General features: G+C 73.1%; 22 protein-coding genes. 9 read left to right on the top strand and 13 right to left on the bottom strand.

The annotated features are described in order from the left end of the window. Window positions 1–86 precede the first annotated feature (86 nt). From BIV57_RS00520 to BIV57_RS00500, 5 genes are all read left to right on the top strand, one after another. Window positions 87–887: a hypothetical protein gene (locus tag BIV57_RS00520; RefSeq protein WP_139275345.1), complete on the top strand. Its 801-nt coding sequence runs from the start codon at window positions 87–89 to the stop codon at window positions 885–887. Further along, a complete protein-coding gene (locus BIV57_RS00515) occupies window positions 887–1,486 on the top strand; it encodes a hypothetical protein (protein ID WP_071654557.1) in 600 nt (199 codons plus the stop codon). Before BIV57_RS00520 ends, BIV57_RS00515 begins: the two co-directional genes overlap by 1 nt. Next, complete coding sequence (locus BIV57_RS24765) at window positions 1,483–2,223, top strand: hypothetical protein (RefSeq protein WP_071654556.1); 741 nt, start codon at window positions 1,483–1,485, stop codon at window positions 2,221–2,223. The genes BIV57_RS00515 and BIV57_RS24765 overlap by 4 nt, the downstream gene beginning before the upstream one ends. Before the next feature lie 49 nt (window positions 2,224–2,272). Further along, window positions 2,273–3,199: a MucR family transcriptional regulator gene (locus BIV57_RS00505; protein WP_175548613.1), complete on the top strand. Its 927-nt coding sequence runs from the start codon at window positions 2,273–2,275 to the stop codon at window positions 3,197–3,199. A gap of 326 nt (window positions 3,200–3,525) precedes the next feature. After that, complete coding sequence (locus tag BIV57_RS00500) at window positions 3,526–5,268, top strand: hypothetical protein (RefSeq protein ID WP_071654554.1); 1,743 nt, start codon at window positions 3,526–3,528, stop codon at window positions 5,266–5,268. A 63-nt stretch (window positions 5,269–5,331) separates the two neighbouring features. Here the strand turns inward: BIV57_RS00500 and BIV57_RS23740 are convergent, their stop codons facing one another. Then, complete coding sequence (locus tag BIV57_RS23740; RefSeq protein ID WP_245797375.1) at window positions 5,332–6,270, bottom strand: M48 family metalloprotease; 939 nt, start codon at window positions 6,268–6,270, stop codon at window positions 5,332–5,334. 231 nt (window positions 6,271–6,501) lie between these two features. Then, on the bottom strand, window positions 6,502–7,221 hold the full coding sequence (locus BIV57_RS00490) for an ANTAR domain-containing protein (protein ID WP_079169883.1): 720 nt from the start codon (window positions 7,219–7,221) through the stop codon (window positions 6,502–6,504). A 178-nt stretch (window positions 7,222–7,399) separates the two neighbouring features. On the opposite strand from BIV57_RS00490, the gene BIV57_RS00485 reads away from it, so the two are divergent. Next, complete coding sequence (locus BIV57_RS00485; RefSeq protein ID WP_071654551.1) at window positions 7,400–8,089, top strand: GAF domain-containing protein; 690 nt, start codon at window positions 7,400–7,402, stop codon at window positions 8,087–8,089. Window positions 8,090–8,386: 297 nt separating this feature from the next. Here the strand turns inward: BIV57_RS00485 and BIV57_RS00480 are convergent, their stop codons facing one another. The 4 genes from BIV57_RS00480 to BIV57_RS00465 all read right to left on the bottom strand — a co-directional run bounded on the left by BIV57_RS00480 (window position 8,387) and on the right by BIV57_RS00465 (window position 11,374). After that, window positions 8,387–9,055, bottom strand: coding sequence for a hypothetical protein (locus BIV57_RS00480; RefSeq protein ID WP_071654550.1), 669 nt, complete (start codon window positions 9,053–9,055; stop codon window positions 8,387–8,389). Between the two features lie 233 nt (window positions 9,056–9,288). Beyond that, window positions 9,289–10,017 carry a hypothetical protein gene (locus BIV57_RS00475; RefSeq protein WP_071654549.1) on the bottom strand — a complete coding sequence of 243 codons (729 nt, stop codon included), beginning with the start codon at window positions 10,015–10,017 and terminating at the stop codon, window positions 9,289–9,291. Between the two features lie 175 nt (window positions 10,018–10,192). Beyond that, window positions 10,193–10,756 carry a class I SAM-dependent methyltransferase gene (locus BIV57_RS00470; protein WP_079169881.1) on the bottom strand — a complete coding sequence of 188 codons (564 nt, stop codon included), beginning with the start codon at window positions 10,754–10,756 and terminating at the stop codon, window positions 10,193–10,195. A gap of 138 nt (window positions 10,757–10,894) precedes the next feature. Further along, a complete protein-coding gene (locus BIV57_RS00465; RefSeq protein WP_071654709.1) occupies window positions 10,895–11,374 on the bottom strand; it encodes a glycine-rich domain-containing protein in 480 nt (159 codons plus the stop codon). 230 nt (window positions 11,375–11,604) lie between these two features. Between BIV57_RS00465 and BIV57_RS00460 the strand changes: the two genes are divergently transcribed. Next, window positions 11,605–13,014: a helix-turn-helix domain-containing protein gene (locus BIV57_RS00460; protein WP_245797374.1), complete on the top strand. Its 1,410-nt coding sequence runs from the start codon at window positions 11,605–11,607 to the stop codon at window positions 13,012–13,014. Window positions 13,015–13,196: 182 nt separating this feature from the next. Here the strand turns inward: BIV57_RS00460 and BIV57_RS00455 are convergent, their stop codons facing one another. Next, on the bottom strand, window positions 13,197–15,203 hold the full coding sequence (locus BIV57_RS00455; RefSeq protein WP_139275343.1) for a hypothetical protein: 2,007 nt from the start codon (window positions 15,201–15,203) through the stop codon (window positions 13,197–13,199). A gap of 254 nt (window positions 15,204–15,457) precedes the next feature. Continuing rightward, the gene (locus BIV57_RS00450; RefSeq protein ID WP_071654546.1) at window positions 15,458–16,267 is read right to left on the bottom strand and encodes a hypothetical protein; all 810 of its coding nucleotides are present in this window, start codon (window positions 16,265–16,267) and stop codon (window positions 15,458–15,460) included. 315 nt (window positions 16,268–16,582) lie between these two features. On the opposite strand from BIV57_RS00450, the gene BIV57_RS00445 reads away from it, so the two are divergent. Then, window positions 16,583–16,918, top strand: a complete 336-nt coding sequence (locus BIV57_RS00445) for a hypothetical protein (RefSeq protein WP_071654545.1) — start codon at window positions 16,583–16,585, stop codon at window positions 16,916–16,918. 1,033 nt (window positions 16,919–17,951) lie between these two features. On the opposite strand, the gene BIV57_RS00440 is transcribed toward BIV57_RS00445, so the two are convergent. From BIV57_RS00440 to BIV57_RS00420, 5 genes are all read right to left on the bottom strand, one after another. Continuing rightward, window positions 17,952–18,419, bottom strand: a complete 468-nt coding sequence (locus BIV57_RS00440; protein WP_071654544.1) for an RICIN domain-containing protein — start codon at window positions 18,417–18,419, stop codon at window positions 17,952–17,954. Window positions 18,420–18,699: 280 nt separating this feature from the next. Then, a complete protein-coding gene (locus BIV57_RS26300) occupies window positions 18,700–19,335 on the bottom strand; it encodes an HNH endonuclease family protein (RefSeq protein WP_071654543.1) in 636 nt (211 codons plus the stop codon). 214 nt (window positions 19,336–19,549) lie between these two features. Next, window positions 19,550–19,783 (bottom strand): hypothetical protein, encoded by a 234-nt coding sequence (locus BIV57_RS00430; protein WP_071654542.1) that lies wholly within the window; start codon window positions 19,781–19,783, stop codon window positions 19,550–19,552. A 423-nt stretch (window positions 19,784–20,206) separates the two neighbouring features. Then, window positions 20,207–21,604 (bottom strand): AbiJ-related protein, encoded by a 1,398-nt coding sequence (locus BIV57_RS00425; RefSeq protein ID WP_071654541.1) that lies wholly within the window; start codon window positions 21,602–21,604, stop codon window positions 20,207–20,209. Window positions 21,605–21,711: 107 nt separating this feature from the next. Further along, window positions 21,712–22,767: a hypothetical protein gene (locus BIV57_RS00420; RefSeq protein WP_139275341.1), complete on the bottom strand. Its 1,056-nt coding sequence runs from the start codon at window positions 22,765–22,767 to the stop codon at window positions 21,712–21,714. A gap of 189 nt (window positions 22,768–22,956) precedes the next feature. Here BIV57_RS00420 and BIV57_RS24760 point away from each other — a divergent pair, with 189 nt between their 5' ends. After that, window positions 22,957–23,130: a hypothetical protein gene (locus BIV57_RS24760; RefSeq protein ID WP_175548612.1), complete on the top strand. Its 174-nt coding sequence runs from the start codon at window positions 22,957–22,959 to the stop codon at window positions 23,128–23,130. The last annotated feature ends 17 nt before the right edge of the window (window positions 23,131–23,147 follow it).

Raw genomic sequence — 23,147 nt, 5'->3', positions numbered from 1 at the left:
TGCAGCGCTGGCACCCGACCCAATCCGAAGCGGACAATCCTCCGAACCTGTAGTGCGCGCTACAGGGAAGGAGTAGTGTGAGCTTCATGTCTGATGGTGTGCCTCCTGCCCTGAAGTTTGACTCGCTCGCGGACGACCCGGAGCTGGACCAGGCCCGCGACGCGCTGGCGGCCTACGCCCGCGCGCGGGCTCTGCTGGACCACCAGCGCGACGCGATCGTCGCCGGAGCGCTGGCCGCCGGCGTCAGCGCCGCCGAGATCCAGCGCACCACCGCGGTCGCCCGCACCACCGCGGCGGCGATCGCCCAGCGCGCCCAGGCCGCCGGCAGTACGGTCGCCGCCACCGCCTCACCACCGAAGCTGGAGCTCGTAGCGGTGCTGCGGCACCGGGCCGGCCGGCGCGCACACAGCACCGACCACACCGACGCCGGCTACGTCGCCGCATGCCAGTTCGCCGCGAACAGCTTGGAGGCCGGGCTCTCGCCGGAGGTGACCATGGTGCCCACCGAGGACGCCGAACTGCTGACGATGGCGGCCGCCTACCGCTACGACATCGAGCGGGACGCCGGCTACGCGGGGGAGCCGCGCGAGGCCCGCGCCCGCCGCGCGGGGCAGATGGAGGCGATGCGGCAGATCGTCGCCGACCTGGACGCCATCCGCGCCCTGGGCGATGCCTGGCCGCAGACCCTGCCCGAGGACGAGCAGCAGGCCCTCGCCGAGAACGCCGCCCAGGTCAGCCTCCACCTCAAGGCCACCGCCACCGGCCGCACCGTCGCCGAGGTCGCACAGATGAGCCAGGAGGAGTTCCTCGCCGCCCTCGGACCGGACGACCACGACACCGACGACGGCTACGGATCCACCGCCCAGGATCTTAAGGAGCGCGCCTGATGCCGACCGCGAACCCCGCCCCGCACCCGGACGCCGCCGGGGCCGATCCCCAGATGCAGTTTCTCGCGGCCGTGCGGCAGGCGCCGACCGCGCCCGTCTACCGCGCCCGCATCGAGGCTCTGCTGCTGGCCGCCGGCGCCGACCGGCACGCCGAGCAGGTCTGCGCGCTGGCCCGCCGCTACGGCACCACGGCACCCGCGCGGGCGACCGCCTGGGGGATGCTGCAGGTCGCCTCGGGCCTGACCTTTCATGCCCTGCACCGGCACCTGGCGGGCAGCCACCGCCGGGACGCGCTCGCGCTCCTGGCCCCCATCTGGGACCCCGAACGGGCCTGGCACGACCCGACGATGGTCCATGCCGCAATCGGCCTGCGCCGCACCCTGGCCCCCTGCGACCCCGGAGACCCCCGCGACGCCCTGCTGCACGACCTCGCCCGCTACAGCAGCGCCGAGGACCCTGCCGCCTGGCACGCCCGGATCGCCGCCGACGGCGCGCAGTGGCTGCTGCACACCCACCACCCGCACTGGCCGACGCTGAACGATGCCGCCGGCACCGCCCTGGACCACCTGCTGAACCGCACCCCCGGAGGCCCGGTGTGAGTGAGCACGCCCTCGAGACAGACGTCGACCTCGAAGAGGAAGACGACGAAGAGCAGCTGGACCGCGACCAGATCCGGTGGCTCCGCAGCGCGCTGCAATCCTTGCGCGGCGACGCCTACTACCAGCAGCGCATCGAGGCCCTGCTGCTCACCCTCGCCCGCGCCTTCCCCCACGACCCCAGCAGCCGCATCGCGCCCGGCGCGATCCTCCACCTCGCAAGCCGGCTGGCCACCTACGCGTCGGGGCAGGCCGGCAGTATCGACCGCGGCCTGCCGATGGTCGCCTCCGGCGCCGTCTACTACGCCCTGCGCGCCCGCCTGGACGCCACCGATGCGCCCCGTCAACTCCGCACGCACCTGGAAGACATGTCAACCGTCTGGGAGGTCGGCCAACGCGGTCGCGCGCCGGCCGCCCAGCGGGCCGCCGCCGCCCTGCACCGCCTCCGGCCCCGCCTCGCGGACCCGGCCGATGCCCACCTGGTCGCCACGATGAGCCTGTACGCGATCGCCGACAGCCCCCTGGATTGGCACCGGCGGCTGGCCACCGACGGATGGCGGTGGCTGGATGCGCGCGACGATCGCAGCGATGTCGACCGGAAGTTCGCCGACGAGGCCCGGATCGGCCTGCAGCGGCTGCTTAAGGCGACCGGCACACCGTGCGGCCCGTGGCGCGCCGCCGCCCCCGGGACCCGGCCGACGCAGCGGCCGGATAGAGAAGGCGCCGCCGATGAATGCTGACAGCCCGGAGCAGGGCTCCACTGCCGGAACAGGGACTTCGGGGTCGCGCGTGAAGCAGGCCCGCGCGGCCGCTCAGCCGTGCACGGTCTGCCATGAGCGTCCGCCCGTCGCACTCGGCATGTGCCTGCGCTGCTACAAGACGGCTCGCAAGGTGGGCGGGGCCGCCCACGCGCGCCGGATCTGGGACCAGCAGCAGAGCATCGGCCGGCCCGACGGCCACGGCCGGTTCGGAATCCTCGATGCCGACCAGGACGGGCAACAGGTGCTGTGCCACGAGTGCGGCCGGTGGGTGCGGGGACTGGGTGCGCACGCGTGGATGGCGCACGGGATATCCGCTGCGGACTACCGCGCCGCCCACGGCCTTGCCCGCGGCCAGTCGCTGTCGGCCCCGGCGACCCGGGCCACCCAGTCCCAACTGGCCCGCGCACGTGTCGGGAGCGCGGGATGGCGCCGGCTGGAGGCGGCCCGCGATCCCCACGCGGCAGCCGCAGCCCGGGACTTCACGACGCCGATGGCAGCAGCGACGCGCCGCGACGCCGCTCCGCGGGCCGCGCGCAACGGTGAGGCGGCCCGGAAAGGCCGGGTACGGGTCTGCCCGGTGTGCGGCGCGCGCTGGTGCCCGCTGCCCGGCGGCTACCAACGCACCACGTGCGGGGCCACGGACTGCCTGCGGACGCTGGCCGCACGAAACGCACGGGCGGCCGCGCAGCGCCGCACGCCCCCGATCGACCAGGACCGGGCGGCACGGCTGCAAGACGCGCGGGGCGAGGCGCTGGTGGCCGAGGCACGCAAGGTCCACGGCGCCGGGCACAGCCTGGCCCAGATCGCCGCGGTCCTGGGCATCGGCCTGGCCACCGCGCACCGGCTGGTGACCGGCGGGGCGGTGCCGCGGGCCTACCGCACTCCGCCGGCCACGCGGGATGCGGGCACGAGAAGGAAGGAGAATCCGGCGTCGGCTGCTGCGGACCAGGGTTGACGGGACGTCAGCCAAGCCTGAGGATCTTGGTGGTCGGAGAGCGGGGCGCCGCCGGGGCTGCCGATCCCCGCCACCAGGACACCGCCCCGCACTCCGGCCGCGGTCCGCGCCCGACCCGCAGCCGGGCCGGACACCGCGACACCCGAGGCAGTCGGCCAGCCGGCCGAAGCCGGCGTAGAACTCCACCATCTCCCCAGCGGCCGCGTGCGCCTGAGCGATTGCCTGCCGACCGGCAGCCAACCGGCGTACGGTCCCTGACAAGACCCCCATCCTCCGCATGACGGAGCGACAGGAGGCGGTCACCGTGCGGGGAGAGGGGCACAGCGATGGGGCGTGCGGCCACCTACCGGTTGTGGCAGGAGCTCGCCGCCGATCCGGACCTTCCCGAACAGGCACTGGAGGCGGTCCTCGACGCACTGGCGACCCCGGATGTCGGCCGCGACGGCCCGCAGCCCGAGAGGTGGCGGCGCGCCGCCCTCGCCGACGCGCTCCCCGCCCTGCTGGGCCGCACCCAGGAACCCGCGTTGCGCCGCCGACTGCTGGAGCAGACCGACTGCGCCCAGCTGGCCGAGTTCGCCGCCGAACGCATCGTCACCTCCGCCGACCTTCCCACAATCCTGGCCCGCCACCCGGTCACCTCCGGCCTGGTGATCGGCCTGGCCCGGCACCCCGACCAAGTCGCCGACGCCATCAGCCTGCTGCCCGCCCTGGGCGAGCGCGACCTGACGCGCCTCGTCACTGAGTGGGACCCGAGCCGGCCCTTCCCGCACGGCCCGCTCGACCCGCCCGTCCCCGGTCCGCTGATGGACGCCCTGCTGACCCGGATCCTGACCCCGCTGGCCCGCGTGCTGGCCGACCCGGCTGCACCCGAGTGGGGCGAGGTATTGAACGTCGGCCCGGACTACCTGCACCTGCCGCGGCTCTTCGACGACGGCCCAGCCTGGCACATCCTGCAGTCCTGCCCCGAGCGGTGGAAGGACCTGGTCGCTCATCCCGTGCTGGGCACCGCCGTCCAGCACCTGCTCCTGGACCACGCCCAGAACCACGCCGACCCCGTCTCCGCGGACCCGTCCACCAGCGGGAAGAAGGTCGCGCCGAAGGCGCTGGACGAGCAACTGCTCAGGACGTGCCTGCCCGCGCTGTACCTGACTGAGATGGCCAACCTGCCCAAACCGGGCCTTTCCCAGCGGATGCGGCTGCAGCGCATCGCTGAGAGGGTGCGCACCGACCCGCGGCTTGTCGCCCTGGCCGGCGCCCGGCTGGAGGAGGCCGTCGAGGCGTGCGTGCGGCGCGGACGGCTGCTGAACACGGTCCGCGTCGCCGGCGGCGCCCGCAGGATCATCGAGACCGCGCAGACGCTTGCGCTGCTGGGCGCCCACCGCCCCCACCTGCAGCGGGCGTGCGTGCGGCTGGCCGAACTGGAGCCGCCCACCGTCGTCGCCGCCCCCGCCGGCCGGGACTTGACCCGCTGGCACACCGGCACCGACATCGATGCCGCCCACGTGCTGCTGGAGCACCACCAGCAACACGTGCGGGTCCGCACCCTGCTGCAGCTGGCCGCCAACCCCTACACCCCCCGCACCGCGGTGCTGGCCGCCCTGGAGCGCCTGCACCCGATCGAGATGGTGTGGCTCCACCACCAGATCAACACCCCGGCCTGGCTGCGCCCTGAGCTGGACCGGCATCTTCCCGCGGACGAAGCCGCCGCCGTCACCCGGCTGCTGTCGGACGAGGAACTGGACCGCCACCCCGACCCGATGGCCGTGCTGCAGTCCTGGCTGGACGCCCCCGACGACGCCCGGCGCCGCGGCGAGATCTACCGCACGATCCGCGCCTCCCGCCACCGCACCGTTGCTCATCTGCGGCAGTTGCCGGCCCGCGAAATCACCGGCAGCCCCGAGATCGCCCGCCCGCTACTTCTCGCCGCCTGCGGCACCGACCCGGCCCGCTGGGCGGCCCTGCGCATCGCGTTGTCCAGCGAGGACGAGGATTTGACGTTCGGTCAACTGCTGGACGCCCTCGACGCAGAGTCCTCACCCGAACGCGCCCCGGCCGCCGCGGAACGCTAGTCGTCACCTGCAGCGTCCGTCTGCGTCAAGCTCAGGCGCGCCGCTTTTGATGGCGCTTGCCCCTCAGCTTCGTTCTGGCCGGCCAGGACGAGCCCGTACCGGCTGATCGACCAGGCTTTCCGCATCGCCTGCTTCGGTGTCGCGGACGCCGGCCCCAAGGGATCCTGTGCGCACCCAGCGCAGACCCAGGATCCGCAGTGAATCGGGCGGGTGGGTGCGCAGACCCGCGGTCCGCTTCCACACGGCGCGGATCCCCCTGGCCCGCGGCGCGGCTCGGCTGCGCCGCCAGTGCGCCAGGCTTGCCTCCCGGCCCGCGTAGCGGGCGGAGGCGCGGTCGCAGGCCAGCTCGGCCCACCACCGGCGGGCCACCGCGGCTGCGGTGGCGGCGGCCACCACAACCAGGCCGGCACGCAGCGGCAGAACGGCCAGGGCGGCCAGTGCCGCCGACCAGAGCAGCGTGTCGGCTATCAGGTCGCGCAGGTTGTCGTAGCGACGCAGGTGGGCGAGTTCGTGCTCCAGGACCACGGGCAGGTCCTGCCGTTGGGCCGGCATGAACCAGTGGAACCCCAGCGTCATGCTCGCGCGCCGGCCCCACCGCAGGGTGTCCGCGTCGTCGAGCTCGTCGAACTCCTCGACCCCGCCGATGGTGATCCAGACCCGGTCGATGCGATGGCTGCGGCACTCCTGCTCGGCGCGATCCCGGGTCTGCCGCAACGCCGTCCGGATCCAGGCCGTGCGCGGATCGTCGTCGGCCGTGGGACGGTCCGGGTCGGGCAGCCTGCCCAAGGTCATGTCCTGGGTGATCGGCGCCGTGCCCAGATGGCGCTGGATCCGGTCGACGGCCAGCAGTTCGCGCAGCAGGATCAGCACAACTGCTCCTGCGGCCGCCGCCGGGTTGGGCCCGGACGGATGGAGGAGGTAGCGGTCGATGCCGACCAGGGCGACGGCAGCAGCCGAAAGGACCTGCGGCAGGAGCCATTTGGCCGCTGCCGGGCGCTCCATGGTGTCCACGCCCGGCACCGTAGTGAGCGGCGCAAGCGGCGGGCAAGTGAGGCCGGCGCTCTGCCGCGGACCTCCCGGGAGCGGTCGGAGCGAATGCCCTGGGCAGTCCCAGCGGACACGCCTATGCGCCAACGGCTGCGCCGGGGCGGCCTCGTTCGCGGTCCATGCCCCGCCCCGGCCGGCGCGAAGAGCTGCGGACTGCCGACGTCGCCTCGGCCGGGCCCGGCCCGTTCAGGCGGGAGATGCGGGGAAGGGGGTCCCCGCGATGATGCTGTGGGCCAGCTCGCGCAGCGGCTGGCGGCGGGAGCGGGCATGGCCGCGCAGCAGCAGGAACGCAGCGTCGGGCGTGATGCGCAGGCGCTCGGCGACGATCCCCTTGGCCTGCTCGATCAGGACCCGCGAGGACAAGGCGCCCTCCAGCTGACGGCATCTCTCGAGCGCGGCGTGCAACTGCTGTTGGGCGTGGAGCCCGGCCGCTGCCGCCTGCGCGAGAAGTTCCGCCGCGGCCCGCTGAACCGGGTCGGGGGGCTGCGGCTCCGCGCTGAGGACGGTGATGGCACCCAGACCGGCGCCCCGGTGGTGCAGGACTAATCCGGTCGCGGCAGTGAAGCCGTGTTCCTGGGCGCGGCGGCTCCAGGTCGGCCAGCGCAGACGGGCCAACGGATGATCCAGGTGGGCGGCGGGTTGATGGTGCTGGGCGCGCAGGCAGTCGCTGGCGGGCCCGCGCTGCGTTTTCAGGTCCGCCTTCGCCAGGTGGTGGGCGTGCGGGGTGGTGCCGGCCGTCACCGCCGGCCGGGCAGCGTGCGGGGCCAGCAGGCCGCAGGCGGCGGCCGCCCCCAGCACGCGGCAGATCTGGAGGCAGGCCTGCAGCAGGTGGGCGGCGGGATCCGGTTGCGGCTGCGCGAGCTCGAGGGCTGTGGCGGTCAGCTGGTGGGCGGGGTGGACGGGCATGGGCTGGGCCCCCAACGGTGGTTCGGCGGTGGTGGCAGGGGATCGCAGGAGACGGCGGATCCGTGCTGCTGCGGGGGCCGGGCAGCAACGGGTGCGCAGGAACAGCAGGCGCGGGGCTGCTGTGCTCTGCACACTAGGGGGTATCCGCGGCAGTACACATCACTGGACTTGTGAAGGGGTGGCTGCGGTGGATGCACGGTCGGAGTTCGAGCCGCGACTGGACCTGCTTCTTGCCGAGGTGGACACCGCGCCCGGCGGGATTGCGGGACTCGATCGGATCCGGGCGAAACGGTGGGCGGTGCTGGGCATGGATGGCCTGGCCCTGTCGCTTCTGGGCACCGGCCGGCCGGAGTTGGTGTGGTGGCGCGACGAGGGGTGCGACCCGGCGGGGTGGGAGGACGCCCAGTACTTGGTGGGCGAGGGCCCCACCGCGGACGCGGCGGTCAGCGGCTGCCCGGTGGTGGTCGGCGACGTGCAGGGGGAGGCGCAGCGGCGGTGGCCGGTGCTGCTGGCCGATGCCCGGGCCCGGGGGCGGGTGCGCGCCGTGGTGGCGGTGCCCATCGTGTTGGCGGGCACGGTCATCGGGGTGCTGGCCGGGCAACGGCTGCGCCCGGGGCCGGTGGATCCAGACCGGGTGCGAGCGGTCCGTGCGGTGGCGGAAGCGATCGGGGGCCTGGTCGTCCGTTCTCCTGGTGAGGTGCCGCCGCTGCATCGGGCGGTGGTGCATCAGGCCGCGGGGGCGGTAGCAGTGCTCACCGGGCTGCCGATGGAGGCGGCCGCCGATCGCGTCCTGGCCCACCTGTTCGCCACAGGACAGGAGTTGATAAGAGGATCCGCCCGCATCCTCCAGCACCCAAACGTCGCGTGAGCGGCGGGTTCCGACACCGGAATCCCGAGCCGACGGCCCTGCACGGTCGTGGCAGACGTGGCCGGCGCAGGGAGCGAACCGCCGTCGACCGTGCCGACCGTGTGGCCCGACGAGGAAGGGGCAATTCCGTCGGGAGACGAGGGGAACGGGCCGAAGCCGATGCGCCGGCCGCCGGCCGGCACGGCCCGCAAGGCGGCGACGTCGGCCTTGAGCAGTCCAGTGCTCTGCTGGGCACTCGCGCACCGGCACGGTCACGGCCAGGTCGGCCGGCCTGCGCGCGGTGCTCAACCTCGGCGGCTACCGGCGGTCGGCGTCACCCGGCTCGTCGAGGTGGGTGGCATCCGGTGCGGCCTGTGCGACGGCCTCGTCCAGCGCCTCGCGGCGGCGGACGTCCTTGGTGATGATCCGGCCGACCTGCACCTCGGTGATGCCGAGGATGGCAGCCGCCTTCACATTCCCGCCCCGCGCAGGACCGGCGACCTCCCGCATCAGGTTGGCGTAGGTACGCTGCCAGCGGGCATCCAGGCGGGTGACCAGCTCCCGCTCCCTCTTGATCTGGGCGGCTGCCGCGGCCGGGTCGGCGGGCAGTCCTAGGCGGAGGATCGCGGTGTACTCGTCCATGACGTCCTGGTCGTTCTCGGACCGGTCGTGGTCGCCGTCGTACCACTCGGGGTTCTCGAACCGGTCCTCGACCATGTCGATGTAACGGTCGAGGAGTTCGGCGGCCCCCTTGGGGGTCAGCTGCTCGATGGTCCAGCCCGCGACGTCAACGGGTTCGCCGTCCCAGGCGTACCAGACCGTGCGGGTGGCCGGGGCCAGAAGCAGCAGGTGCAGGTCGTCATCCATCTGCGCGGCGAGGGCAGTCAGAGGCTCGGCGCCGTCGCCGGCGTGCTCGGCCAGGTAGGCCTCGGCCTCGTCGCGGTCCGCGACAGATGTCGTAGTGACGGGGGCTTCAGTGCATGTCATGTCGGGTCTCCTCCGCTCGACGACACTCGCTAATGTAACCCACCCAGGTTACATTTTCCAACCCGGATGGGTTAGAAACTGAGGCGAGCGGCAAGTCCGCCAGCGGCCAGGCGAGTTGAAGGGGCGGACCGCTGCGGACGGGGCACGCGGCAGTCCGACGCGCCACGTGGTTTGAGGCGGTCGCTCGATCGGGGCGAGCTGGTCCTTCGTCCGGCGCCTTCCGGAGGAAGGCGTCAGACCTCGTTCCTCCCCTTCCGGGTCTGCGCGTGCGTCTCGTCGGCGAGGAACATCAGCTGCATGGCCTGCTGCTGGAGCCCGTCCACGACCCGTGCCAAGCGCCGCTCGCGCTCCGCGCCGCCACCGGTGTCGTCGTCCAGGACGATGTTGGCGATGTACTTCGTCAACCGCTCCAGCGCGGTCGTCGCCAGGGTCATCTGATCGGCCGGCTCCACGTCCTTGGGCACGACCGTGCCGTGGACCTGGTCCAGCCGGAGCAGGGCGGCGTGCAACCGGCCCAGGTAGACGCTCTGCGCGGCCGGGCCCGGCTCCCGGCCGGGGCCCGGCGCGGCGTCACCGGGAAAGCCCAGGACACCGGGGCCCAGCAGCTCGACGACATCCTCGGTGCACTCCCAGACATCGCTGACGCCGCGCTCGTCAGGCTCCAGCAGCAGCTGGAACTTGTCGCCGCGCCCGGCCAGCATGGTCCGGGCCGGGAAGTGGCGGACGACCGTGGCCGAGGCGCCGAACTCGCGCACGACGGCCGCGTAGAAGCTCTCCGCCATGTTCACCAGCCCGCCGCCGAGCATGTAGTCCGTGCCGATGGCCAGGTGCCCGCCGCCCCGGGTCGGCCACACCCGCAGCCTGACGTGGGTCAGGTGCCCGAGCGCATTCGTGAAGGGCCACACGTGCGCGTCGTACGTCGGCATCAACCGGACGGGCGACGGCAACTCGACTTCGGACAACCGACATTCCTCTCACCGCAGGGACGGGATCACCGGCCACGCTAGCCAGAAACCCGGCCGTACAGGGACGAACACCAGGAGTCCCACCCGGCAGTGCCCGGCGAGCCGCCTCCTCGGGCCGCGCACGGGTCCGCAGGACGCGGCCGGAGGCCTTCCACCGTCCGCTGCGCATACGTCAGGTGCCGCGGGGGCTCCGTCCGGAGACGAGGGCGAGAACGCCGAGGTCGGTGCGCCGGCCGGCGTCCAGCACGCTCTGCAGGGCGGCGATGTCGGCCTCGGGCAGTCCGGTGCTCTGACGGGTGGTGAGGCGCTCGCGCACCGGCGTGGTCACGGCGAGGCGCCCGCCGGGGGCCAGGAGAGTGAGAAGGCGGGCGCGGCCGAGGTCGGTCAGGAACGTCCACACCAGGCGACAGACGATCACCTGGAAGTGGGGGCGGGGCAGGAGCGCGGGATCCTGGGTGTCGGCGTCCCATTGCACGAAGCTGGGGCCGTCGGGGCCGGTGGCTTCCTCGGCGCGTTTGACGGCCACGGCCGACAGATCGGCGCCGGTGGCCTTAAACCCGGATGTGTGCAGATGGCGGGTCAGGTCACCCGTGCCGCAGCCGAGATCCAGCACGGTCCGTCCGGCGGGAGGCCCGAGGTGGTCGGCCAGTGCGGCGCGCTCCTTGTCGGTGATGGGGGCGAAGCCCTTGCCGGCCGCGAACCAGGTGTCCCAGCGATCCACCGCGATTCGTGCCATGACGGCACGCTAGCGGCCGCCACCGACACCCGCCCCGTGTTGCGCCAATCGCCACTCGGACGTGGAGCGGCCCCGGGAGCCTGCTGCAAGCTCCCGGGACCGCCGCTACTGGATGACTACCCGTCGACTACTCGCGGGTCAGGGGCTGTCGACGCACCCCTGGTGGCACTGCGTACAAGTGCCGCCGCCGCCCGACTCGTTGCAGTCCGCGCCGTGCGCGGCCCACAGGTCCTCGTCCACCGGGTAGCCGGTGGCGGCCAGCGCGACCAGGGTGCGCTGCTGCACGACGAGCGGGTCCTCCAGTGGGCGGCCGTCGTCGGTGGGCGCGTGGTGGACCATGCCGCCCAGCGCCCGCTCGCAGAACCGGGAGTACTCGGCGGTGTAGAGGATGAAGGTGTGCCAGCCGATGTCGACCAGCGCTGAGGGGGCGATCGGCTTGCCGCGGTGGGCGCGGTTGCGGGCCGCGGCGACCAGGAAGACCAGCGCCTGCTCGACGATGCGCTGCGCGAGCTCGTCGGGCATCGCGTTCTCGCGTGCCACCCGGCCGGCGAGCCGGGCGAACAGGGGCGCCTCGATCAGGGCGCGAGCGGTGGTGTGGTGCAGGGTCGGAGTGGCCATCATGCCTCCGGCTGGGCTGAGGCGGCGCTGCCCGGGGTTCCGGGGCCGGCCGCACGGTCCCGGATCGGGGCCGCACCACCAGCACACCGCTGGCGTGACCGGGCGTCATTGCCGCACCCGCCGGCGGCTATTGCGGGTGCGCCCGCAATGCATGCGCTCTGCCGATCACCTGCGGGGCCGGGCTACCGTCCAAGGGACAAGCGCCCTCACCGACCCTATCGGGGGTGGCCATGGGGAGTGTGACCCGCGCCCGTCGCATCCAGATCATCCGTGAAGCCGCGCAGATCCGCCGCTGCGGGCAGCGCGACGGCCATGCTGTCGAGCGGATCGTCACCGTGCTGCGCCACAGCGTCCCGGAGGTGACGGCGCTGGAGTCCTGGCGTCTGGCCCTGGGCTGGACGCGGCACGAGACCGTCACCGCGGTCGGACAGCTGTACCGGCAGGACGGGCTGCATCCGCCGGGGCTGAGTGAGGCGATGCTGTGCCGCTGGGAGCACGGCGAGGAACGTCCCGGCGCCGAGTACGCCGAGGCGCTGACCCGCGTCTACGGGGCGACGCTGCGTCAACTGGAGCTGGCGCGCCGGTGCGCCGGGTGCGATTGGGCATGCCCACCCGGTGACAGCGGGTACGGTGCGCTTGGGAGTACCGCACCGTCCCCGGGAGCCGCCGCCGTGACCACCGCCCAGGGCCTGCCTGCCGTCGCCGAGTCCCTGCAACTCGCGGTCGCCGACGCCCCGCGCGGCGGCCCGGCCGTCGTGGCGATCGCCCAGGCCGCCGTCGACCACTACAGCCTCGAATACTCCCGCCACGCCCCCGAGTCGCTGTTCACCGAGGTCCGGCGCGCCCGGCACAGCCTCGCCGGCCCGCTGGCCAACCCCGACGACGAGCAGCTCGCCACCGAGCTGCGCCGCGCCGCCGGATGGATGTCGGCGCTGATGGGCAACCTCGCCCACCATCTCGGTGATCCGACCGGCGCGCGGGTCCACCTGTGCCTGGCCGCCGCCCTGGGCGACCATTGCGGCGACGCGCGGCTGGTCGCCTGGACCCACGGCGCGCTGGCGATGACCGCCAACGCCGCCCGCGAGCACCTGGCCGCCCTCGACCACGCCGAGGCCGGCCTGGCCCGCGCCACCAGCCCGCTGCAGCGCGCCCAGTTGATGGGGTGGGCGAAACTCCCGGCGCTGGCCCAGATGGGCCGGGCTGATGCCGCCCGCGCCACTTTGAACGAGGCCGACGCGCTGCTGGAGACCGCAGGCGATGAGCCGGGGCGGTTCGGCTACGACCGGGCCGAGCATCTGCTGCACACCGCCGAGGCGCAGATGGCGCTCGGACACCTCCATCACGCCGCGGCCGCGGCCGAGGAATCCATCGGCCTCAAGCAGCAGGAGAGTCCGGGCTGGGCTGCGGCGGTGCTCAACCTCTGCCTGGCCGAAGCGGTCCGGGAGCCGGGCGATGCCGCCGGCCGGGCGCTGGAGGTCTTGGACCGCGTGCCCGTTTCCCACCTGCGCATCACCTCCCGAACTCGCCTGCGCCGGTTGGAGCAGACGCTGTCGGCGGATACTGAGGCGGTGCGGGATCTGCGCGAGCGGGTCCGGGCGCTGCCGGCGCCGGTGGATGTCCACGGCCGAGCCGCAGGCTGAGCAGTTCACCGGCGTGCGACGCCTCCGGGGTGCGCCACAGTGCCACGGCTGGCGCCCGGATCCGGTGCTGGAGGTCCCGACGGATGCGGGCCCTACTGCAGTCAGTGGGACGACCCGGCCCGCTCGGTGACCGATTCCCTCGAGATGTTCGACATCGGAGACCTCACCAAGCGAGGCGGTGGCTACAGGGTGTCGAGGGTGACGGTCGGCTGGTCGCCGCTCCAGGAGACGGTGGCGGTGCGGTCCTCGGCCCAGGCCCGCCAGCCGTGCATCCCGGTGTCGAAGTAGGCCTCGACGTCGATGGTCTGGATCCGCACCGGCCGACCCGAGTCGTCGGCCTGAAGGATGGCCAGGACCGGGCGTCCGTCCAGCAGATGCCGGCCGGGCACGGCCACGAGCGTGCCCCAGTCGGCCATCACGCTCAACTCGATGCGCGGCGGCGCGGCGTACTCGACCTTGTAGGAGAAGGTGGCGTGCGGGCCGCGGCGGGCCGGATCGGCGTCGGCGCGGATGTCGACGATGGCGTGCGGGACCTGCGGCACCGTGGTGGCATCGTGGCCGCGCCGGTCCGCCTCGCGGTTGGAGGCGGTGAACGCCGGCGGCGGCACTGCGGGCCCGGCGCTGTGGTGCCAGGCTGCAAAGCCGTCATGGACCAGCACAGCCAGGGCCCGCCCGATTTCGGCGCGCACCGTCGCAACCCGGCGGGGCGCCAGGCCCGGGACGGGGCTTCGACCCGGGACGCGGCGCTCCAGGTGGTGCGCGAGGGTGTCGGCGTCCAGCAGGCTGGCCCAGTCGCCGCCGGCCGGCGGGGCGAGCTCGTCCTCCAGCGCCAGCTCGAAGGACAGGTCCGCGGCCCCGGCCAGCAGAGCGAGCATTCCCGCGCGGTGCCGCACTCCCAGACCGGCGGTGCCGGAATCGGCTTGGGCGGCCGCGGCCAGGTAGCGGCGGGCGGGCTCGGAGACGGTGCAGCCGTGGGAGCGCCAGAACGCCACCAGCTCCCGTCCGACCTCGGCCCGGTTGGCCGGCTCGCCCGCAGCGGGCAGAGCCAGCAGCATCTCCTCGCCCAGCCAGGCGAGCATGCTCAAGCCTTCGCCATCAAGGCTGCGGTGGGGGAGCGCCGGAAGCGGTTCGGTGGAACGCAGCGGGTCGGCGCCCCAGATGTCCATCACGTGCTCAAGGACCTTCGGCAGGTCGAAGTGCCGCACCTGCTCCGCAGGGAGCGGCTCGCCGCGTCGGTAGGGGACCAGCAGGCGGCCGTCCATCAGCGCCCGGACGTGCCCGCCGGCCGCGGCGAGTTCGGCGGCCGCGCGTTCGGCTCTAAACCGGGCGTGCGCAGGCGAGGCGGCGCCACCGCTGGCGTAGGACTGGCGGCCGCGGCCCACGACCGGCCAACCCAACTCCCACCGCCCGCCCGGCCCGCTGGTGGCGCCGGGAAACAGCGCGTCCATCTCCTCGCCATCGTCGTGGCGGGCCGCGACGATAGCGGCCCGCACCGGGGCGAGCGCGCCCGCCAGTGGCACGTCCGCCTCTTGGCCCGCGCCCTCGACGGCGCCACGCCAGGCGAGCGCGGGGGGAACCGGATGCGCGCAGGCCTCGGCGAGCACGATGGCCGCCAGCTTCAGCTGCTCGGCCACCGCCCCGCCCACCGCGCCGGCTTGAGGAGCCGACCATGTGCCTGGATCCGCGGCGGCCGCGGCACTGACCTGGTCGGCGATCAACGCGTCCAGCATCTGCTCGTCGCGGTGCCAGTCCTCGACGCGTCCGAAGGCGGTCGAACCGCTCCGGCGGGTCGCGGAGTGGCGCAGCGCGCGCAGGCGGTACTCGGCCAGCAGGCGCGGCACCGCCAATCCGGCGGCGACCTCGCGCAGCTGATGGGGTGCCAGGCCGGCGGCCAACTGCTCGATCCGCGCCACCAGCATCCGGCCCGCAACAACCGGCGCTCCGCCGCCATCCTGGTGCCCGTCGTCCTCGTCCGGGGCGAGCAGAAGCCGCCGCTCGATCGTGCGGGGATCGGGATCGGCGGGCAATTCCTCGAAGGCCTCCAGCAGAGCGCCCAGCAGCAGTCCGGCGGCGCCGCGGTCGGCCAGTGGAGGCAGCCCGGCATACGGCACCAGCGCCTGGACCACATCCGTGCCGCTCTCGGCGCCAAGTACCTGTCGCCACCGCTCGATGCGCTCCGTGCGCGTCATCCGCCCCGCCTTCGCCCCCGCCGCCCGATTCCACCGGGCCGCCGCCCGATCCCAACGGAACCAGCATTCCACCGAAATGCCTGCGCCACGGGCCGATCAGCAGGCAATCCGCCGAACCTGCGGTGATCGCCAGCCAGTGCCCAGCCCGCTCGCGTAGCGTCAGAGGCGCTGCCCCCGGTCCGGCACCCGCAACCCGGGCCGGGGGCGCGCGTCGCTCGGCCTGGTTGCACGCGCCTCCACGCGACGCCCGGCAATCAGGACGGTTCCCACCGGGCAAAGACGACGAGCACGCTCAGCACCAGCGCGGCGGCCAGACCCGTGGCGAGGTCCTGACCGAGGCCGGCGAGGGCATGGGAGGAGAACAGTGCCTGCACGAGGCCGCCGGCGAGGCCGCAGGGCACGGTCCACGCCAGCGTCCGGGCGGTCCGGCGCGCCAACTGCGCGAAACTGCCGGATCGATGCGGCTCCACCTCGTCCGCGGCGTCGCCGCGCCCTGCCAGGTCCCGAAGGAGGCGGTGGGAGCCGATCAGATCGGTATCGTGGGCCAGGGTGGTCGCAAGGTGCGGTCCGGCCCACTGCGCGAGGACAAGGACCAGCTCGCGGGCGTCCTCAACCTCGTGGCCGACGCGCAGGTAGGCGCCGACGGGCCCGGCGATCTGCGCCCTGCGCGCCGCAGCGGTGCGGGCCGTGCCGGAAGTGATGTCCTCGGCGAGGGCCGCGACGACCTGCATGACGGTGGGGCCGGCCGGATGCGGGTGCTGCTGGTCGGCGCACACCAGGTCCCCGAAGGTGCACAGCCACCGCTCGAACCGCGCCGCGTCCCAGTTGTACTGCTCGAAGGCGGTGCTGCACAGCGCGATCGCCAACCGCCCGACGAGCACCAGGACGTCCCTCTGCAGCGTCCCCGCGGCCTGCCAGGCCTCCAGCGCGTCCGTCACCCGGGCCCGCAGCTCGGACAACTCTGCTGTATCGGCTTCGCCGCTGCGGTGGCGGGCTGCCGCGTCCAGCGCGGTGGTGCGGATCAGGTCGCATGCCAGGGCATGCGGGGCGGGGTGGTCGGTCACCGCGGGACCCCTTCCAGTCCGTGATCTGCGCGCCGCTCGCCTCCGGATCCCTGCGCGGCGCGACCGGCACTCTAGCCTGTCCCACTTGACGCACCGTCGACACGTGCAACCGCGCCCCGTAGGGGGCATATGGCCGCCCCGTCCACGCCGGCCGAGCGCGCGCTTACGGCGCAGGCGGGGCCGACGGAGCGGCCGGCGGCTGGCACCGGCGTCCTCCTCGGAGCGGCGGGCCGACTCGGGGCTGTTCCCGGTGGAGCGGGGAGAATCGGCCGAGGCCCTGCGGCGGTCGGGATGGGATGGGCAGGATGTGCTCCTGTGGAGGAGCCTGAGGAGGATGCCGTCGCGGTCTACTACCGCGCGGAGGTGGCGGACGCGCACAGCAGCTATCGCCTGGTGCCTCCGCACAAGCACCTGGAGAGCGCGCAGGGGCGCTGCGAGACGAACCTGGGCCTGTCCTATCCGGGCGCCGAGGCGGATCTGGAAATCCGGTGGGTCGCCAATGAGGCGGTGCCGCCGCGCAGTTGGCGGATGGAGGTGCGGACTCCGTTGTTGGAGGGGCGGTTCGTGGCGGTCGGCTACTGGGTGACGGTGGTCGGTTCGGCGCTCGAGGGCGTGCCCAAGGCGCTGCCCCGGGGCCCCGCCGGACCGTGACGGCCGCCGGACCCGGGCGCGTCGGCCGGGGTGCGGGCGCCTTGCGCAGCCATCCGGGCTGGTGGTCGGCCTGCCACGCACGGTGCGGCCCCGGCCGACGGTGCTGCGATCGGCCGGGGCCCGGGCCCGGTCCCCGTTGGTTGGCCCAACGCACCCGGAGGAACGTTGTGCCCGACAGGGGGTTGGGTCGGGCTGCCCTTCCGGGGGAGCCGCAAGGGGCCGGTGCCGGGGAGCCTCCGCGCGGGGGATACGGGGGGCTTCAACCGTGGCGGGCCCAGGTGCGGCTCTGGATGCGGACCTTGTGTGGACGCTACACCCGGATCGGTCAACTCATGCCGGATTGCGGGAGTTTCGGCAGTCTGAGGGGCGACGGCCGGACGCATCCGCCCCGATAGGCCGTCAGGCACGGAGCTCCGGCTCTCCGTGCAGCGGGTCGAGGCTCACGCCGATCGCCGCACGCCGGGGCACCGGAATCGCGATCCACGCGATGCGGCGCAAGCCCGAGGGAGCGCGCGGGCGAATTGGAAGTGTCTGCGCCGGCGGACCGGCAGCAGTGATGTCCGGAAGTAGCCCGTGTGCGCGGCCGGGTTGGGGACAGACGCCCGGAGGCTGCCAGCTCCTGGACCCCGAGCGGCGGCCGCGGTGGCCGGGGCCGTCTCGGGGACGCCCGGCCACCGAACAGCGGCACCAGCTCGGGGACGGTGTGCGGCCGCGGCGCCCCCCGAGGGTGCACCACACGCGCCGCGGCCGCGGCGGATGGCCGCATTGCTGGATCCGCCACTGGCGATCCGCCAAGGGTTGGTGACTCTGAACGTCTCCGCGGTCGCCGACGCCTGCCCGGCGCCGAGCCCGAGATCGTGGACTTCGCCCGGACGCTCCTCGCCGTCGACCGCCAGGTTCTGTATGTCTATCCGAGCGCCGGGCGGCGCTGTCATCGCCGACCGCAGACGCCGGGACGGCTGACGGTCGCGTCCGCCCGCGCCCGGCCGCGGCCTCGGCTGAAAAGCCCCAACGAGCGGGAAGCGTCATCGGCTCAGATGTCGGCGTACCACTGGCGTGCGGCGCCGGTGCTGCACACGCCCAGGCTGACATGGTGGATCGACCCGGACCCGGCCACGAGGCAGGTGCCGGTCGACTTGTTGACGAGCTGGTAGCCCAGTCCCACCACGCTGTGCAGGGTCCACAGGGCCGCCTTGTCGCCGGCCACGCAGGTGCGCATCACCGGAACCCCGTTGCGGGCGACCAGGCACAGCCGGTTTCCAACGTTCTGGCGCAGTTCTCCGGCGGTCTCCGGGTCGGTGGCCATGAGCCAGGTCTGGTAGGGGCCCTGGTTGCAGGTGGTGGTGTAGGGGCCGTAGTCGGCGCGGTAATCGAGGCATTCGTTGGTGTTGGCGTAGTTCTCCAGGTGGCGGTAGGTCATCGATGCGGCGTTCGCGGGCGCGGTGGCCAGCGCCCATGCGACGGCGACGGCCGCACCCAGGGCGGCGAGCTTCTTCAGCATGGAGTCCTCCTTGTAGCGGGCGCGCGCAGGCTAGCAGCGGGTGGTGCGGGCGTGGCGGTGCCGCGCCCAAGCTATGGCCGGGCTCCCGGTCCTGACGTCGGGCCAGTGCAGCGAATGGTCGCGAGAGCCGGCCGGGTCCCCGCTCGGGGCGACGGCCCGTCAGAACCCGCGGCTCGCCTCGGTGCCCAGAACCTTGCCGTCCTCGGCCGGGCGCGGGCCGCTTGTTTGCCGGGGCCGTCACCGGTCGGCAAGAGTGCGCCGGTGATGGCGGGGGGCGGGGTCAGGAGCAGGTGTCGAGCATCGAGGAGAGCGCGGTCTTCTCGGGGCTGGTCACGTGGAGCTTCCACACCGACTTCACGTGGGTGTAGTCCTCGGCGTAGGTGCACCAGAAGGCGGTGTTCTTGGGCTTCCACTGGTCGGGGGAGCGGTCGCCCTTGCTGCTGTTGGAGGACTCGGAGGCGATCAGCAGTTGGGGGTCGGTCAGGTCGTTGCCGAAGGCTTTGCGCTGGGCCGCGCTCCACTGGTCCGCACCCGAGATCCACGCGTTTTCCAGCGGGACCATGTGGTCGATGGTGGCCTGTGCGACCACGGTGACCGTGGAGCCGTCGTAGGCGGAGTACCACGAGCCGGACGTCGGCTGGCACCCGTTGGAGCCCTCCACCACGTTCTTGCCGTCGCGGGAGAGCACGTCCTGGCGGGTGGTGCAGTGGTCCGGCTGGGTGGCCCAGATGTCGAACGCGTCCCGGGAGTAGCCGGAGGAGGAGTCGGGGGTGGCCACCGTCAGCGCGGCCAGCTCGGCGCGGGCCGTGGACAGGGAGGGCGGGGCGGGCGGGTCGGCGAGCGCCGGGGCGGCGGCCAGGCCGGTCAGCAGGCCGGCGGCGGCGGTCAGCGTCAGTAACGTGCGGGTGCGGGTCATGTGCTCTCCCCAGGCAGGTGGGTGAGGGGGTGTCAGTCTGGCGTGGGATCCCCTCCCCGAAGCTACGCGCGTTGAAACGGAACATGACAACTCTGCGGTTGGGTCGCCGGCGCCCCGCATCGCCCCGCGGCGGACCCCGGGGTGGTGCGTCGCCTCCTGGCGGTGCAGCAGAAGGCGGTCACCGCCCGCCCCGGCCTGGCGTTCCCCGGACGGTCTAGCGGGCGGCGGTGTGCAGCCACCGGGTGACCGCGGCGACGGCCTCCGACCCGGCCAGACTGAGGGCATCGACCGCCGCCCGGTCACCGGCTTCGGGCGGGACGCCGGCCACGACCAGGGCGGCGTACAGGTCCGCCCGGCGGGCATCGGCCAGCAGGTGGTCGGCGCCCGGCAACTGCACGGTGACGACCCGGTCGGGATCGGGCTCCGGCCCGTGCTCGGTGGCATCCATGCGCTGCCCAACTCCTCGGGCGTGGGCGGGACACGCGAATGCCCCGGCCTCCTACCCAGACGGAGACCGTCCGCCCGCCCGCGGCGGCCCGCACCAGGATTGCGGCGACGTCTCCGAGCTCCTGCTCTGGGCGCAGGGGGCGCCCCTATGGGTTTCGTCAAGGGGAGCCGTGACTGTGGGGCGGCCAGCTGGCAGTCTGGTCGACGTGGAGAATGAGCTCGTGTCGGCGCCTGCAGATGAAGGCATGCGGCCGTGTGAATTCTGTGGCCACCCGGTCGCTGTGAACTCCACCGACGAATACGACTGTCCGGTCTGCGGGGATCCCGAGTCTCGGTGACTCAGGCGGAACCGGCAGGCCGGGAGCCCCATTGCGGGGCCACCAAGAAGGTAATTGGGGGAGCGCCGTGGGACCGCCTGGTTCGGTCATGGCGTGTTCGGCCCGAAGCGGGCGAACAGGGCGGGCAGGAACTGCTCCAGGACTGCCTTGGCGCGGGCGGGGTCGGCGAGTTCGTCGTGGCCGAAGCGGAAGACCTCGTAGCCGGAGACCTTCAGGTCGCGGTCGGCGGCCACCATGCTCGCGTACCTCTCGGTGTCGGCAATGAGCCGCTTGCCCTCGCGGCGGGCGTAGTGCTGGGCGCCGTCGACCTCCAGGACGACGCGCTGATCGTGCGGCAACAGGAGGAGGAAGTCCATGCGAAAGCGCAGCAGGGCTTCGCGGCCCCGCTGTTTGACCGTCTTGGGGTCCCAGTGCAGCCACACCTCGGGCAGCAGCGCCGGCAGGTCGTAGACGGCGTCGCCGAGGATCTGGTGGTACAGCAGGAACAGGTGGCGCTGGCCGGCGGACTCCTTCGGCAAGCAGTTCAGGAGCCGCTGGTAGAGGATCGTCTTGGCCTCGGCCGCGTCCGCAATGCCGCGAGTGTCCTGGAACCAGTCCTGCAGATCGCGCCAACGCAGCCCGTCGCGGCCGATCGGGTGGTCATAGGCCAGGTATGTGTCGGGGTCTCCCATGATCTCGATGTCGTTGTCGAGCGCGTTGGGAAACCGGATATCGGGCTTGGTGGGGGCGGCGAAGATGACGTTCTTGGGCTGCCGGTTGTGTGCCAGGCGCGTGGAGACCAGCCCGAAGCACGGATAGCCCTCCTCGGTGCCCGTCTCGCGCAGTTCGATCCCCGCGGCGCGCAGATGGGCGTTGATCGCCTCCACGAGCCGGCGCTGCCGTGACTCGTCCAGCAGCAGCTCCGCGGAGACCGCGGCCTCCAGGAACCGGGCGAACCGGGCGTCGCTGGCCTCGAAGGTGCCCAGATGCTCGAACAGCTCCTCGCAGGACCAGTCGCCGCGATTGCGGAAGACCTGCTGGTGGATCTGCTGCCGCAGATCCGGTGGTACACCGGAGACCAGCCAATCGAACTGGAAGTGCTGGTGGTCGAGGAGGAAGAAGCGGTCCAGGAGCGCGGTGAACCGAGTCTCGTCCCGGGCCAGGTCCTCAAGGTCGAGGGATTGGGCGAGCTCCCGCCGGATCCGTTTGGGGATGTGGGGCGTCGAGTGCGCCCACAGCAGGTCCTCGACGGCGTTGCGCATCGGCGCGTCGACGAGCTTTTGGGCCAGGATGTTTCCTGCCACCCGGGGCAATGCCTCGTCGGCCACTCCGGCCAGGCTCTGCTGGACGCGCTGGGACTTGCTGCCGGCTTCGGCGGGCACCGGCGGCATCCCCAGTTCCGCGAGCGCGTCGTTGAGCGTGGCGTGCGTGTTGAGGTCGCCGAACGGCGCCACCACGGACTCGATCAGTGTGCGCAGGGCTGAGAAGTCCTTCGCTGCGGTCACGGCCCCTCCCCGATGGTGCGACTGGTGGTCGGATTGCTTCAGCCGAATGGGCGCGCGACATGGAGCGGTGTCCGCTCCGTGTCCCCTGGGGCGCTCGGCCGGCACGGTCAGCCGGAATCTGATCCGGCGGTGGTGGACTTGATGCGGCGGGTGACGGCCTCCAGGACCACGGGGTGGGCCGGCGCATCGAAGCCCTCTTGACGTAGGCGGAAGCGGTGCAGCTTGCCGGGGTCTGCCGGCGTGCCGCCGAAGGTCCGGCCGGTCTGGGCGCTGCGCATCAAGTCGATCTCGACCTCCAGCAGGCCGTAGCGGCGCAGCGCCGCGTGGGCGCGGTAGGCGTCGCGGCCCACACCGAACTGCAAGCGGCGCTCGACTTCGGTGGCGAACACTGGGCCGAAGCCGCGGCGCGCGTGCAGGCAGGCGACCATCAGCAGGAAGACGAGCTCGCTGTCCTCCAGCACGTGGATCCACCCGTGGGTGAAGAGGTTCACCGGAATCGACACCAGCGAGCCGCCCATGGGCGGCAGGTACGGATCCCGACCGTCGGCGTCGTCCAGCAGCCGGAAGTCCTCGAAGGCGCCCTTGGCCCGCGCCCGATGGGGGAGTTGGACCAGGCCCTCGCTGCGCATCCGGTCCAGGGCGCGGCGCAGCTGCTTCTGCTTCACCTCCCGATTGCGGGGGGAGCCGGATTCGGCGGTGGCGTGGGCCACCAGGTCGATCCAGCTGGGGTCCGGATAGCGGTTGATCGGCCACGGATTGCCGGGCCGTGACCCGCGTGGGGGATTCTGCGCCACCAGCAGCGCGGTGAGGTACGTCTGCAGGGCGATGCCATTGGGGGACAGCAGCCGGGCGGCGGGCGGCCGCTCCCGGCGGCGAGGCAGGCTGCGGGTGCCGGAGGTGTCGGGCGCCTTGGTCGGACGCCGCACGAAGCCCTCCCGCAGCACGAAGCTCTTTGGGACCAGTGAGACGAACTTCCCGGACGCTTCCTCTGCGGCCGACTTGACCAGTTCCAGCCGCCGTTGGCGCACCGTCAGCGACTTCACCTCAGCCTTACCCGGAGGCCCCTGATCCGGTGCGGGCCCGTACTCGGACGGCTGCACGAACTCCATCACCACCAGTTCCGCCCCCTTGACCCGCCGCCGCTTGACCCGCCCCAAATACATAAACATGTATGCGACACCGGCTGGTCAAGGGGCCAATCGGCCCCGCTGGACCTCGCCGTCCCGGGCGCCGACTCTGGGCTGCGGTGGCGAACACGCCGTCCCCGCATCGCAGTTGGGCGCCTCGATGCCCGCAGCGGCGGGCCGCATCCTGCCGCAGCCCGGCGGCCGTCAAATGAAAGCAGCAGACGAATGTCTACGCCTCCGACCGACCCGCAGCCGCCCGCCCGCATGCCGAGGCGCTGGGTGCTGATCGTTTTCATCGCAGCGGTCTGCAGCGTCCCGGCCGGCCTGCACAGCGGCCCGGCCGCCGCGGTGGCGGCCTTCTTCGTGGTCGCCGTGGCGCTGCACGTGATGGTGGAGTAACCCGGGTTCTGATCCCG

It is taken from the genome of Mangrovactinospora gilvigrisea (assembly GCF_001879105.1).
Classification (GTDB): domain Bacteria; phylum Actinomycetota; class Actinomycetes; order Streptomycetales; family Streptomycetaceae; genus Mangrovactinospora; species Mangrovactinospora gilvigrisea.
This window is presented reverse-complemented; position numbering and strand designations above follow the sequence as displayed.

Coding starts and splice junctions, on each gene's coding strand:
- BIV57_RS00520 (WP_139275345.1), top strand. CDS start 87: ATGTCTGATGGTGTGCCTCCTGCCCTGAAGTTTGACTCGCTCGCGGAC.
- BIV57_RS00515 (WP_071654557.1), top strand. CDS start 887: ATGCCGACCGCGAACCCCGCCCCGCACCCGGACGCCGCCGGGGCCGAT.
- BIV57_RS00500 (WP_071654554.1), top strand. CDS start 3,526: ATGGGGCGTGCGGCCACCTACCGGTTGTGGCAGGAGCTCGCCGCCGAT.
- BIV57_RS23740 (WP_245797375.1), bottom strand. CDS start 6,270: ATGGAGCGCCCGGCAGCGGCCAAATGGCTCCTGCCGCAGGTCCTTTCG.
- BIV57_RS00490 (WP_079169883.1), bottom strand. CDS start 7,221: ATGCCCGTCCACCCCGCCCACCAGCTGACCGCCACAGCCCTCGAGCTC.
- BIV57_RS00480 (WP_071654550.1), bottom strand. CDS start 9,055: ATGACATGCACTGAAGCCCCCGTCACTACGACATCTGTCGCGGACCGC.
- BIV57_RS00470 (WP_079169881.1), bottom strand. CDS start 10,756: ATGGCACGAATCGCGGTGGATCGCTGGGACACCTGGTTCGCGGCCGGC.
- BIV57_RS00465 (WP_071654709.1), bottom strand. CDS start 11,374: ATGGCCACTCCGACCCTGCACCACACCACCGCTCGCGCCCTGATCGAG.
- BIV57_RS00460 (WP_245797374.1), top strand. CDS start 11,605: ATGGGGAGTGTGACCCGCGCCCGTCGCATCCAGATCATCCGTGAAGCC.
- BIV57_RS00455 (WP_139275343.1), bottom strand. CDS start 15,203: ATGACGCGCACGGAGCGCATCGAGCGGTGGCGACAGGTACTTGGCGCC.
- BIV57_RS00440 (WP_071654544.1), bottom strand. CDS start 18,419: ATGCTGAAGAAGCTCGCCGCCCTGGGTGCGGCCGTCGCCGTCGCATGG.
- BIV57_RS26300 (WP_071654543.1), bottom strand. CDS start 19,335: ATGACCCGCACCCGCACGTTACTGACGCTGACCGCCGCCGCCGGCCTG.
- BIV57_RS00430 (WP_071654542.1), bottom strand. CDS start 19,783: ATGGATGCCACCGAGCACGGGCCGGAGCCCGATCCCGACCGGGTCGTC.
- BIV57_RS00420 (WP_139275341.1), bottom strand. CDS start 22,767: ATGTATTTGGGGCGGGTCAAGCGGCGGCGGGTCAAGGGGGCGGAACTG.
- BIV57_RS24760 (WP_175548612.1), top strand. CDS start 22,957: ATGTCTACGCCTCCGACCGACCCGCAGCCGCCCGCCCGCATGCCGAGG.